This window comes from Pantoea vagans, from assembly GCF_004792415.1.
In the GTDB taxonomy this organism is placed as follows: domain Bacteria; phylum Pseudomonadota; class Gammaproteobacteria; order Enterobacterales; family Enterobacteriaceae; genus Pantoea; species Pantoea vagans.
Map to the genome: position 1 here is coordinate 2,678,457 of NZ_CP038853.1, position 12,621 is coordinate 2,691,077.

Annotated in this window: 8 protein-coding genes; 2 read left to right on the plus strand and 6 right to left on the minus strand. The window is 55.5% G+C overall.

Annotated elements, in window-relative coordinates; all coding sequences use genetic code 11:
- The first annotated feature begins 129 nt into the window (after positions 1-129).
- Positions 130-1,248 (plus strand): porin OmpF, encoded by a 1,119-nt coding sequence (ompF, locus tag EGO56_RS12695; RefSeq protein WP_272949243.1) that lies wholly within the window; start codon positions 130-132, stop codon positions 1,246-1,248.
- 233 nt (positions 1,249-1,481) lie between these two features.
- On the plus strand, positions 1,482-2,672 hold the full coding sequence (locus tag EGO56_RS12700) for an amino acid aminotransferase (RefSeq protein WP_135909491.1): 1,191 nt from the start codon (positions 1,482-1,484) through the stop codon (positions 2,670-2,672).
- A gap of 65 nt (positions 2,673-2,737) precedes the next feature.
- Here EGO56_RS12700 and EGO56_RS12705 read toward each other — a convergent pair whose 3' ends face one another.
- The 6 genes from EGO56_RS12705 to mukF form a co-directional block, all read right to left on the minus strand.
- Positions 2,738-3,367 (minus strand): MBL fold metallo-hydrolase, encoded by a 630-nt coding sequence (locus EGO56_RS12705; RefSeq protein ID WP_135909493.1) that lies wholly within the window; start codon positions 3,365-3,367, stop codon positions 2,738-2,740.
- Between the two features lie 39 nt (positions 3,368-3,406).
- Positions 3,407-3,955 carry a peptidoglycan L,D-endopeptidase MepK gene (gene mepK / locus EGO56_RS12710; protein WP_010254972.1) on the minus strand — a complete coding sequence of 183 codons (549 nt, stop codon included), beginning with the start codon at positions 3,953-3,955 and terminating at the stop codon, positions 3,407-3,409.
- A gap of 185 nt (positions 3,956-4,140) precedes the next feature.
- Complete coding sequence (gene ldtD, locus EGO56_RS12715; RefSeq protein WP_135909495.1) at positions 4,141-5,952, minus strand: L,D-transpeptidase; 1,812 nt, start codon at positions 5,950-5,952, stop codon at positions 4,141-4,143.
- 147 nt (positions 5,953-6,099) lie between these two features.
- Entirely contained in the window at positions 6,100-10,587 is a 4,488-nt protein-coding gene (gene mukB / locus EGO56_RS12720; protein ID WP_135909497.1) for a chromosome partition protein MukB, read from the minus strand.
- Entirely contained in the window at positions 10,584-11,309 is a 726-nt protein-coding gene (gene mukE / locus EGO56_RS12725) for a chromosome partition protein MukE (protein ID WP_013357326.1), read from the minus strand. Before mukE ends, mukB begins: the two co-directional genes overlap by 4 nt.
- Positions 11,290-12,612 carry a chromosome partition protein MukF gene (mukF, locus tag EGO56_RS12730; RefSeq protein ID WP_135909499.1) on the minus strand — a complete coding sequence of 441 codons (1,323 nt, stop codon included), beginning with the start codon at positions 12,610-12,612 and terminating at the stop codon, positions 11,290-11,292. The genes mukE and mukF overlap by 20 nt, the downstream gene beginning before the upstream one ends.
- Positions 12,613-12,621 lie beyond the last annotated feature (9 nt).

Here is a 12,621-nt window from a genome sequence, read left to right on the forward strand (position 1 = left end):
GAATTACGGCGGGTTGGATGGAAAGATGCGTGCAGACACAGGAAGACACCAAACTTCGCTCAGGGTTCTGTAAAGATTTCCTGACGGCAGTGGCAGGTGTACAAATAACTCCAATGAGGGTAATGAATAATGATGAAGCGCAATATTCTTGCAGTGGTTATCCCTGCTCTGTTAGCCGCCGGCGCAGCAAATGCTGCAGAAATCTATAACAAAGACGGCAACAAACTGGACCTGTACGGTAAAGCTGTTGGTCTGCATTACTTCTCTGATAACGATGCACCAAATAACGACGGCAATAACGGCGATAAATCTTACGTTCGTTTTGGTTTCAAAGGTGAAACTCAGATTAATGACCAGCTGACCGGTTACGGCCAGTGGGAATACAACATTCAGGCGAACAACTCTGAAGGTTCTGACGCACAAGCCAACAACAAAACCCGTCTGGGCTTTGCCGGTCTGAAATTCGGTGATGCCGGCTCAATCGACTACGGCCGTAACTACGGTGTGGTTTATGATGCAATCGGCTGGACCGATATGCTGCCAGAATTCGGTGGCGACTCAGGATATTCAGATAACTTCATGAACGGTCGTAGCACCGGTCTGCTGACTTATCGCAACACCAACTTCTTCGGCCTGGTAGATGGCTGGGACTTCGCTGTTCAGTATCAGGGCAAAAACGAACGTGACTCAATTCGTCGTTCAAACGGCGACGGCTACGGTCTGTCAACCTCTTACGTTTCACCAATCGGTGTCGGTGTAGTTGGTGCATACAGCAGCAGCGATCGTACCAATGCACAAGCAGCGGGTGTTGCTGCTAACGGTACAGTTGTTGGTCAGGGCAAACGCGCTGAAAACTGGGCAACTGGTCTGAAATATGATGCGAACAATGTTTACCTGGCTGCTTACTACGGTGAAACCCGTAACTCAACGCCATTCGATCTGACAATTGCTCCTGGCACCACCACCACTGCATTCGCTAACAAGGCTCAGAACATTGAGCTGGTTGCACAGTACCAGTTCGACTTCGGTCTGCGTCCTTCCGTTGCTTACGTGCAGTCTAAAGGCAAGGACATTGAAGGCGTGGGCGATGCTGACCTGGTTAAATACATCGACGTTGGCGCGACTTACTACTTCAACAAAAACATGTCTACCTATGTCGACTATCAGATCAACCAGCTGGATGACAACAACCGTCTGGGTCTGAACACTGATGACACTGTAGCAGTAGGCCTGGTTTACCAGTTCTAATCCTGCTTTAAGCATATTGAAAAACGGGGCTACGGCCCCGTTTTTTTATGCCTGTTATTTAGCGTGTCCCCGTTTCTTCCCGCCCTTCTGCTCAGCGTTAACCTCAGCTTCTCTTCATATCGAAATCAACACCGCAAAATAGCGGATTTTGTCTCGCAAACGGTTGGCATTTGCCTGGCCGGACGCTACCCTGACAGCTCTCTTGCTTACGTTCACGCTAATGGACCTGACACATGTTTGAATCGATCTCTGCTGCACCCGCCGATCCTATTCTCGGACTGGCCGATCTGTTTCGTGCTGATGACCGCCCTGAAAAAATCAACCTGGGCATCGGCGTCTACAAAGACGAAACCGGCAAGACCCCGGTACTGACCAGTGTTAAAAAAGCTGAGCAATACCTGCTGGAAAACGAAACCACGAAAAACTATCTCAGCATTGATGGTCTGGCGGATTTTGCCCGCTGCACGCAGGCCCTGCTGTTCGGCAATCAAAGCCCGCTGATCACCGCAGGCCGCGCCCGCACGGCTCAGACGCCGGGTGGCACAGGTGCGTTACGTGTAGCAGCAGATTTCCTCGCCACGCAGACCTCGGTGAAACGGGTCTGGATCAGCAATCCAAGCTGGCCGAATCACAACAACGTGTTCAATGCTGCCGGTCTTGAAGTTTGCGAATATCATTACTATGACGCAGCAAACCATACGCTCGATTTCGAGGGTATGCTGGCGTCGCTGCAGCAGGTCCAGCCGGGCGACGTGGTGCTGTTCCATGGCTGCTGCCATAACCCGACCGGTATCGACCCAACGGCTGGGCAGTGGCAGCAGCTGGCGCAGCTGTCACAGACTAATGGCTGGTTACCGTTGTTCGATTTCGCCTACCAGGGCTTTGCCCGTGGTCTGGATGAAGATGCCGAGGGCCTGCGTATTTTTGCCGCCTCGCATCAGGAGCTGATCGTCGCCAGTTCTTACTCCAAGAACTTCGGTCTGTATAACGAACGTGTCGGTGCCATCACCCTGGTGGCGGCAGAAGCCAGCTTGGCCGATACGGCGTTCAGCCAGGTGAAGTACACCATTCGTGCCAACTACTCCAATCCACCGGCGCATGGTGCTGCCATTGTCGCTACCATTCTCGGTAACGACACGCTGCGTACCATCTGGGAGCAGGAGCTGTCCGATATGCGTCAGCGCATTCAGCGCATGCGTCAGCTGTTTGTGAACACCCTGGCGGAAAAAGGCGCGCAGCGTGACTTCAGCTTTATCATTAAGCAGAACGGCATGTTCTCGTTCAGTGGCTTAACCAAAGACCAGGTGATTCGCCTGCGTGAAGAGTTCGGCGTCTATGCCGTCAACTCAGGACGCGTGAATGTGGCGGGCATGACGCCAGACAATATGTCGGCGCTGTGCGAAGCAATTGTCGCGGTGCTGTAACGCTATCGACGAAACAAAAATGGGCCTGATGGCCCATTTTTATTGCAGTAAAAATTACAGATTATTTACTGCAGGAAAGGATTGCTGATGCGTTCATGTCCCAGTGTTGAAATCGGGCCGTGACCGGGAAGAAAAGTCACATCATCACCCAGCGGCAGTAATTTTGTGCGGATAGCATCAATGAGCTGCTGATGATCGCCTTGCGGGAAGTCAGTTCGCCCAACACCACCATTAAAAATCACGTCGCCTGAAATCAGCAATCGTCCCGGACGGTCAAAGAACACGACATGGCCGGGTGAATGTCCCGGGCAGTGCAGAACGTCCAGCGTGGTCAGCCCGATCTGCACGCTATCCCCCTCTTCCAGCCAGCGATCAGGGGTAAAAGGTGCGCACTCGTCAAGTCCGAACATCCGGCTCTGAGTCGGCAGCGCTTCCAGCCAGAAGGCATCGCGCTTTTGCGGTCCGACAATCGGAATCTGATAAAACGCCGCCAGTTCAACAGCGGCCCCGACATGATCAAGATGTCCATGTGTCAGCAGAATCTGAGCAGGTTTAAGTTTTAGCTGTTCCAGCGTTTGTTTGATCAGTTCGGCATCGCCGCCTGGGTCGACCAGTGCGGCTTCGCGAGTCGTGTCGCACCAGATCACTGAGCAGTTCTGGGCAAAAGCGGTAACAGGAATAATGTGGTAATTCATAACGCTCCATGACCGGCTCACGCAGCGTTGCCGGTGTCATTACCAGTGCCTGATCGGACCGGTATCAATATGTACAAAGTTACTGCGGGGATAATATCCTACACCACCCGCACGCAGAGATAACGCCGCTTTGCGTACATTCGCCAGCGAAACCCCTTCAATATGAAAATCCATCGCCTGGCCTTTGGTGTGATAGCTGTGCTTTGCTACTCCCGGACCACTCTCACGTAACATATTGTTGGTTGCCAGTGAACGATAGCCGGAAACCAGCTGGATCGGTTTACGCATGCCCAGCAGCGCCTGCAGGCGGAAAATCTGGTCAAACAGATGTGGGTCGATGCTTTTCACTTTGTTGGCGCGATAGTCACGGAAAAAATGATTTAATCGTGACAGCTCATCCTTGTCGTAACTCTTACCATTAAAAAACTCAGTTTTAAGGGTTTCACCGGTGTGAAGATTATTAAGCATCAATACACGCGGGCGAGACGTAGAAAGCGAGGCCCTTGCAGAAGCTGGCAATAATGCCAGTCCGGCGGCGGCACTACCGCACAGCAGTAGTTTGCGACGAAAAGAATCAATAGTAGACATGTAACGGTTTACCTGAGAGTGAAGCCATAGAAATGTGCAAAAAGCGCACAGGCCGAACCATAACTTTCTCCCGGAGAAGCGTCAACCCATCTGCCATGAGTTTGCGAGGCGATCCCTTATGGGATCGCCATTTGATAATATTTTTCTTTAATGCGGATTTGCGGGGAACGATTTAAAATCAATTACTAGAGCAGCAATTGCCCGGCCCGACTCAGGGCCTGACTGCCCGAACGGGCGGTGTCATCATAATTGTAAATATCTGTGCGGAACTGTGGTTTGCCATCATCAGCGACCCACGCCGTCAGATAATAGAGATTGACCGGAATGCGATGGCGAATCGGCACATAGCGGGTGTCACCCTCTTTCAGCGTGCTGGAAATTCGGGAGTCGTTCCAGCCTGCATCCTGCAGCAATAACCCTGCCAGTTCAGACGCTTTGTTCACCCGCACACAGCCTGAACTGAGCGCACGGATATCACGCTGGAACAGGTTATGGTTTGGCGTGTCATGCAGGTAGATCGCATCTGAACTCGGCATATTAAATTTATACCGGCCCAGCGCATTCGCCGCGCCCGGAGCCTGAATCATTCGGTAAGGGAATGATGACGCGGTGACCATGCGCCAGTCGATCATGCTGGGATCAATCACTTCAGCGTCTGCGCTCCAGCCCGACAGCAGAGTATACCCGTGCTTGTAAAGATAGGTCGGATCCTGCTTCACCTTCGGAATGATGTCTTTACGCACCAGCGTTGTCGGCACATTCCACGGCGGGTTGAGCACGACGTTATTCAGCGCACTGCGCATGAGTGGCGTTTTACGATCGGGACGACCGACGATGACACGCGATGAGAGAATCTTGTTACCGTTGTTGTAATAGATCAGCGAGTAGTTGGCGATGTTTACCATGATGCCGTTGTGCATATCATCCGGCAGCAGACGCAGGCGCTGAATGTTCAGGGCCAGCAGCGAAGCGCGCATCTGCGGAGAGACATTAAGCCACTGCCGCGTTCTGGTACCGATAGCCCCATCGCCATCCAGTCCCTGCCACTGCTGGAAACGCTTCACCGCCGCCACCAGCGTCTCGTCATAGATATTGGCGGTATTCCCTTCCAGCGTCGAAGTCTGGACGTTACCCGGTGATTGTGGTGAAGGCGTAAGCAGATTGGTGACTGGCGCAGCGGAAGGACTCACCGCGACCGGCTGATCGCTGTGGCTCACCGGTACCGGCGCGACAGGCACGGCATCGTCATCTGGTGCGGGCGCGTTAACCTGTGCCGTTAACATGCCGCTGCGCTGCAGAATTTCACGCAGGGCAGGAACATCATCACTGACCTGGCCGGGACGCAGGGTTTCACTGCTTTTTAGTTGCGGCCAGGGCTGCTTATCGCTGAGCAACGCTTTCAGCGCGGCGTGCATAGGCTGATACTGTGGGTGCTGCGGCTGTAATGAGGCAATAAACGTGTCAGCCGAACCCGCATTCACTGCGTTTTGCCACTGATTCACCACCGCGACCGACGGCTGGGTCAGCCTGTAGGGAACATTACTGTAGAGCCAGGTTTCACCCTGGGTTGGTACATTAGACACAAATTGCAGATAGCCCAGCATCGCATCAGAGAGCGCGACATCGCGGGCAAAGCCGGTAATAGCCGGATTCGTCAGACGCTCAATCCAGCGAGTGAACTGCGGCTGAACGCCTGAAAGTGCCACCTCAGCCAGCTGCTGCTGAAATTTCTGCACCGCCTGAGCATCCTGCCAGAGCGGCTGCATATGGCGGGAGACATAGAGCGTTGCCAGCGGTCCCAGATAGAATGGCTGGTCGGCACTGGAAAAAGCCTGACGGATGCGGTGCTGACTTTCGGAAACCGTGATAGCCGTCTGCGTTGTCCCTGGCATCGCGGCGATGACAGCGGCCTGTGGTAGCGTAAATGGAACAGCGGTTAGCGCCAGCGCTAACAATGATAAAACGCGATGATGATTTAATTTTTTTACCAGCAACATCCCTGCCCCCTTAATTTTCAACTTCGCAATGTTCCCTGTATCCACTGCGACCGCGCTGTGACTCATAATGTGAGTATACAAACAAAAACGGCATTTGCCTCATGGGACAAATGCCGTTATCAGATTAACCAATGGTTCAGTTTTTGACTACGTTTCCGCCTGCGATTTTTCAGCAGTCAGATCGGGTAGCGCATCCGCTTCGCTTCCCGCACGCACCGGTGAAGGATCGGCAGCAAAACCACGCAGCCCGACCACATGCACATGCTCGGTGTTATTAAACACCTTACGTACCAGTTTGTAGGTCGTGCCTTTCTCCGGGCTGATGTTCTCCGGTGCTGCAATCACCAGCTGCATCTCCAGTCGCTCACAGAGTTCAAACAGTGTGGCGATGGAGCGGGCATCCAGACGGGCCGCTTCATCAAGGAACAGCAGTCGGCATGGCGAAATATCTTTGCCGCGCAGACGACGGGACTCCTCTTCCCAGCTCTGCACCACCATTACCAGAATGGACATACCGGTACCGATCGCCTCACCCGTTGAGAGCGCACCGCTTTCTGCACGCAGCCAGCCATCGGAGCCCCGGTTAACTTCCACTTCCATCTCCAGATAGTTGCGGTAGTCGAGCAACTCCTCACCAATGGTCTGCGGCGTCCGCTGACCCATATCGATATGCGGGTTAAGACGCTGATAGAGTTTCGCCAGTGCCTCAGAGAAGGTCAGGCGGTTGCTGTTGAACAGATCCTGATGCTGCTCATGCTCTTCTGACAGCGTATCCAGCAGCATAGCGTGGGTTTCACGCACGTTCACGTTGAGCCGCACGCTGCGCACCTGACCAAAGCTGACGGTCTGCAGCCCCTGGTTGAGCTGGCGGATGCGGTTCTGTTCACGCTGAATGGTTTTGCGGATAATGTTCGCCGCACTGCGTGAACTGATCGCCAGCATCTGTTCACGCGCGGTCAGCTCTTCGGTCAGACGGTTCAGTTCGATTTCCATCTGCTCAATCGCTTCGACCGGATCGTCGGTACGAATAATATCCTGACGAATACGCTCGCGCAGATGCTGATAGACCGCAATAAAGAACTGAATCTTACGTTCAGGACGTTTCGGATCTTCCGACAGCCGCAGTACGTCGCGCAGATGTTCGTTGTCCGCCACCGCCAGACGCAATGCACCCAGCGCTTTATCCGACATCGAGCGCAGCTCATCGCCGCTCAGGTAAGCCAGTTCACGACGATGCAGGCGACGCTCAACGCCATTCTCTTTCACCAGACGCAGGACGGTACACCAGCCCGCTTTCGCACTGACCACCTGCTCACGCACCTGATGATACTGACGCTCCAGCTGACGCAGGCGCTTCTGCAGGTTATCCATCTCCGCTTCACAGAAGGTGAGCTGTTTCTCCAGCTGATTGCGGCGGGCGCGGTTGTGGCTCAGTGCCGTGTAGAGCTCATCGCGGCGAACGCGCGCGCGTTCTTCTGCGCTGCTGTCAGCCTGGACGCCAATATCCTGCATCTCCTGCTGCAACTCTTTCAGCATGTCGCGCTTGGCATCATAAGCGCTTTTCAGCGAAGCCAGCACCTGTGAGTACTGCGTCAGCTGTGCCTGATGTTCACGCAGGCGATCGCGGCTGCGGCTGCGTTCACCCTCCGCCTGCTCAAGACGCTGACGCAGCTTATCGCTGAGGTCGCTGTTGCCGTTGAGCATGCTGGCCGAGTCGTCATAGCTGAAGTGAGCGCGACGCTGCACCACTTCTGTCAGCGCAAAGGCCTGCTGACGCGCGTTACGCTGCTGCTGCTGCGCCTGCTGATAATCCGCCTGTAACTGCTCGTGCTGTTCCGGATCGCTCTGCAATACCGCGATGATCGGTTCCAGTTTCGCCAGCTTCGCGCCATGCTGATGCAGGAAGCGCGCCGCCTCCTGTGCCGCATCGACCTGCTCACGGATCTCTTCGCAGCGATCGCCCAGCGTATCGTCCAGCAGCAGGTTAACGCGTGGCAGCAGTCGGTTTAACTGCGACACGCCCTCTTTCGCCAGCTCATACTGCTGACGCTGCTGCTGATTATTGCTCTCATGCTGATTCAGTGCCCGCTCAAGCTCACCCCGGCGCGCGCCCAGCTGACGGATCTGCGCTTCCGGGTCGGCATCAAAGGCCACGGCCAGATGTGTGCCGATAAAGCGGCTGAATGACTGATGCAGGCGCTGCGTTTTCTGTACATCGAACGACAATGTGGCGTAACGCTCAGCCAGTTTGTCGCGCTCAAGGTGCAGCAGCTCCAGCTGATTTTCTCGCGCTGCGCGACCAAACAGCGGGATTTTCGGGAAGCGGGAGTAGCGCCACTGACGCTCTGCCACCTTCACCACGACGGCATTCTGCAGCTCATCAACGCTGAAGACACTGTCATCGAATGACTGCGGGTCACCCTCGATTAGATAGAGATCTTCCGGGCACTCCTCCAGACCATCCAGCATCTCACGCACGCGGGAGAGATCCGGCACCACGATCGCATGACGTGACGGACCGTAGAGCGCCGAGAAGTACGGCGCATCATCCAGGGTCACATCATCATAAATCTCAGACAGCAATACGCCGCCAAAGCGTTCGGCCAGCTGAGTCAGGCGCGCATCTTCCGCCCCGCCCGGCTGACTGAGCCGCTCAATCTGCTGCTCGATATCACGTTTGCGTGCCGCCACTTCGTCGCGCTCGACGGTGGTTTCACGCTCGCGCTCCAGCAGTTGCTGCATATATTCGGTGACGTCCTGGCTGCTGTTCAGCGCCTGACCGGTCTGTTCGCTGAGCTGGGTCAGGATCTCCTGCGCCGCCAGCCAGTGTGGCGCACGGGCAGTCAGGCTGGTGATGCGTTCGCGCAGCTGTTCCAGCTCCTGACGCATCATCATGCGCTGCTCACCGGCGTCCGAGACGCTGCTGTTCAGCTGTTCGATCTGCGCTTCAAGCTCCTGCTGCAGGCTCGCCAGCGCATCGGCTTCGTACTGCTGCCCCTGGCGCTTGCAGAACTCGGCCAGCAGACGCTCCGCCTCATGCTGCTCGCGCAGACGCTGTTCCAGCTCATTGAGACGCAGACGCAGCGACGAGAGCTGGTCGGCGTGATGACGCTGATTGCTGGCATCACGCAGCAGTTCGCGGCCGGTCTGCCACGCATCCTGACGGGTCACGTCACCGGCAATGCTGGTCACCAGCGCCAGTGCCTGTTCAAACTGGCTGTGCGCGGCTTCGGCCACGCTCAGCTTCTGCTCCAGACGCAGCAGACGTTCTGTCGCCTCTTCCTCTTTCGCCTGGAAACTCTCCTGCCACTCTGCAGCGTTATCGATGGTCAGATCGGGCAGCTGGCAGAGCGTACGGGCGCGTTCCAGCGCCTGCAGGGCCTGCTGATACTGGATGGCGCGCGTTTGCTGCACGTCGAGTGCCTGCTGGAAATCGGCCAGCTGACTTTTCAGCTCATCCACTTCCAGTTCAGCCGCTTCGGCACGCGCTTCATTCTCTTCCTGAATTTCGCGCGCTTCGGCAACCACTTCGGTCTGCTCTTCCAGACGCAGCGTCAGATCTTCGATATCCGCATCGTAGCGCTCAATCTTCTCCTGCTGCCGCATCGCCGTCTGCACAAGATTAAGGTGATCGCTGGCAGCCTGATAATCGACTTCGAGATCGTTCTCTGCGCCACTGTGCTCTGACAGCTCACGCGCCATCTCCACGTGACGATACTGCTCAGTGGCGAGTTGCTTACGGCTGCTGAACAGCTCATTGCGCAGCTGTAATGCGCTGTCGAGATGTCCACGGCGCTCGTTGGCGTGACGCATGTAGTCAGCCGACACGTAGCTGGTCGCCTCGGAGATGAGATGCTTAAAGAGGTCGCGGTCGGACTGGGTAACGCGGATCGCCTCAAGCGTCATGCGATTCTCGCGCAGCGCAGCTTCCATATCCTGGAACGCTTTACGCACGCCGCTGTTTTCAGGCAGCAGGTAATCACGCAGCGATCGGGTGATGGCACTGGAGATACCACCATAGAGTGAGGCTTCAATCAGACGATAGAACTTGCTGCGATCGCTGGCAGAGCGCAGACGACGCGGCACCACGCCCAGATCAAACAGCATGGCGTGATAATCCGTCACCGAGTTATAAGCGCGGAACTGCACGCCTTCCTGTGCTTCAACCCGCTCTTTTACCTCATTCAGCGGTAAGACGCGTGCCTGACGGCTGTTAAGCACTTCCGTCAGCATATCGGTCGGGTTGGTATCGGTTGGCAGACCGTGGATACTGAACGGCTTGATATCGACCTTTTTATCGCGTCCGGCGACCTGCTGCAGACGCACACCGACTACCACACGCTGATGGCGTGAGTTCACCACATCCAGCATGGAGTAGCAGACGCCAGCCCGCAGTTTACCGTGCAGACCTTTGTCACGGGATCCCGACGTCGCGCCCGCTTCGGTGGTGTTACGGAAGTGCAGCAGCGTTAAATCGGGGATCAATGCGGTGACAAAGGCCGCCATGGTGGTGGACTTACCCGCGCCGTTACCGCCTGACAGCGTGGTCACTAATTCATCAAGATCAAAGGTACGGGCAAAAAAGCCGTTCCAGTTGATCAGCGTAAGCGAACGAAACTTTCCGCGCTCAATCATGCCTGTTCTTCCTCTGCGTTCTCACTCGCGTCGCCTTCCTGCCCTTCACTTTCATCGGTGTCGATCGGTGCAGTCGCATTTTCCAGTAGCATAGCCTCGCCATCACGAATCAGGCGAAGCTGCGCTTCACGGGCATCATCACCGCCGCGCACGTCGGCACCAAAGCGAAACACCGATTCCGTGATACGGAATTTGCTGCTGTCGTTGCCGAAAAACCACACCATGCCAAGGCGACGCAGGCGGCTCAGAGAAGCGCGTACCTTCTCCTGCAGTTTGGTGCGATCCAGATCTGAACCGGTTGAACGCTGGTTAACCAGCTTCAGCAGACGGTTCTCGTCGGCCAGCGAGAGCAGCTCGTCATAGAGCTCCTGCTGGGTGAAGATCCCCTCATTCGCCAGGCGTTCCGGACTGAGATAGAGGTAGCAGAGAATCTTCCCGACCATCATGTCCAGCTCAGAGAGTACGGAACGCGGAATCAGCGTGGTTGAACGCGGACGCAGATAGAAAAAACCTTCCGGCGCACGAATTAACTCAACGTTATAGCGGGTGTAAAACTCTTCGAGAAATGACTGGTAGTCCATCAGAAAAGCGTGGTTATCCAGCTCTTCAATTCCGATATGGCGTCCGGCGCGTAACTGGCTGTCCAGCGCGGGAAAAATCGGGTTGGCCAGTGCCTGTGCCAGCTTAACCGGCATCACTTGTTCAATATTTGTCGATGACATGTGCCTGCACCTTGGCTCCGTAATCATTGATGGCTTGCCATTCCACAGGCAAACCGGCTAAATCAGCTTCCGCTACGCCAAGGCGTACCGCCTGGTCCACCACAATGCGCGCCAGGTCAAAATGGCGGGCGCGTGGATACTGGGTCAGGTAGTCGCGCATCACTGACGCGAGGTTGAGCGGTTTTTGTTGCGATTTGTAGACCTGCAGCACTTCTTCAATCATCGCTGCCAGCTGTTCGCGAATTTCGTTAATCTCTTCGTATTCCATCTCTGGCGGCAGTTCGCCCATCACTTCGTCATTCCGCAGCGTCAGCGCCTCATCGCGCATGTCATACAGGCGGTCAGCATTGGCGTAGGTCAGCGCCCAGGGCGCGTCGAAGTAATTCTGTACCGATACCCGCAGACGCTGGGCAAAGACGCGGTTTTTATCCATGTCGATGGCGGTACGAATAAATTTATGGACGTGGCGGTCATAGCCGATCCACAGGTCAATCGCCTGCTGGCCCCAGCTGGTAATACGGTCGAGCTTGCTTTGCAGGTCAAACACCAGCTTATCGACGAAGCCCAGGTCAGGGCTGTCCAGCGTGGCATCCTGAATGCGCAGCAGATTTTCCTGAAGTTTGTCGCCTGCCGCTTCCAGCGTATCCTGCAGTTCACGCAGCGTTCCGGAGGTTTCAGAGAGCAGCATTTCACAGCTGGAGATCGCCGCGCGCCAGTCTTTATTCAGCAGTTCAGCGATGTCGTTTTTCACCGCCTGCTGCTGTTCATCCATCAGACGCTGGGTCATATCGATGCTGTCGAAAATTTCCGCCACCGAATATTTCAGCGGCGCGAAAACATTGCGATGCCAGTGAAACTCATCGCCGTTTTCCTGCGCGGCATCGGCTGCCCGCTTGAGCTCGCTGGCCACAATCGACAGCTGCATCGACAGACGCAGCGTTGAAAACTCACGCTGACGGATATAGTAGTCGGTGATGCCGATCGCCAGCGGCGTCAGGCGGTAGATAGCGTTGCCTTCGGTGAGTTCACTGGTAAAGCGGTTGAGCAGGCGCTGACGCACCATGTCGTTGATGGCGTTGTTGGCACGAACCAACACGGTTTCATGGGTTTGTTCAAAAGCTTTACTGACATGACGGAAAGCGTCAATCAGATCGCCTTCGCTCATTTCGCCATCCATCCGCTCACCGTTGAGGGTGGCGATAGCCAGCAAAAAGGCCAGACGTTCCACTGGCAGCGCAAGGGAAAAGTCATTTTTGCGCGCCCAGGAGACCAGTTCAGGTACCGTCTGGGAAAATTCACTCATAATTCGTCC

Coding starts and splice junctions, on each gene's coding strand:
- EGO56_RS12700 (WP_135909491.1), top strand. CDS start 1,482: ATGTTTGAATCGATCTCTGCTGCACCCGCCGATCCTATTCTCGGACTG.
- ompF (WP_272949243.1), top strand. CDS start 130: ATGATGAAGCGCAATATTCTTGCAGTGGTTATCCCTGCTCTGTTAGCC.
- EGO56_RS12705 (WP_135909493.1), bottom strand. CDS start 3,367: ATGAATTACCACATTATTCCTGTTACCGCTTTTGCCCAGAACTGCTCA.
- mukB (WP_135909497.1), bottom strand. CDS start 10,587: ATGATTGAGCGCGGAAAGTTTCGTTCGCTTACGCTGATCAACTGGAAC.
- mukF (WP_135909499.1), bottom strand. CDS start 12,612: ATGAGTGAATTTTCCCAGACGGTACCTGAACTGGTCTCCTGGGCGCGC.
- ldtD (WP_135909495.1), bottom strand. CDS start 5,952: ATGTTGCTGGTAAAAAAATTAAATCATCATCGCGTTTTATCATTGTTA.
- mukE (WP_013357326.1), bottom strand. CDS start 11,309: ATGTCATCGACAAATATTGAACAAGTGATGCCGGTTAAGCTGGCACAG.
- mepK (WP_010254972.1), bottom strand. CDS start 3,955: ATGTCTACTATTGATTCTTTTCGTCGCAAACTACTGCTGTGCGGTAGT.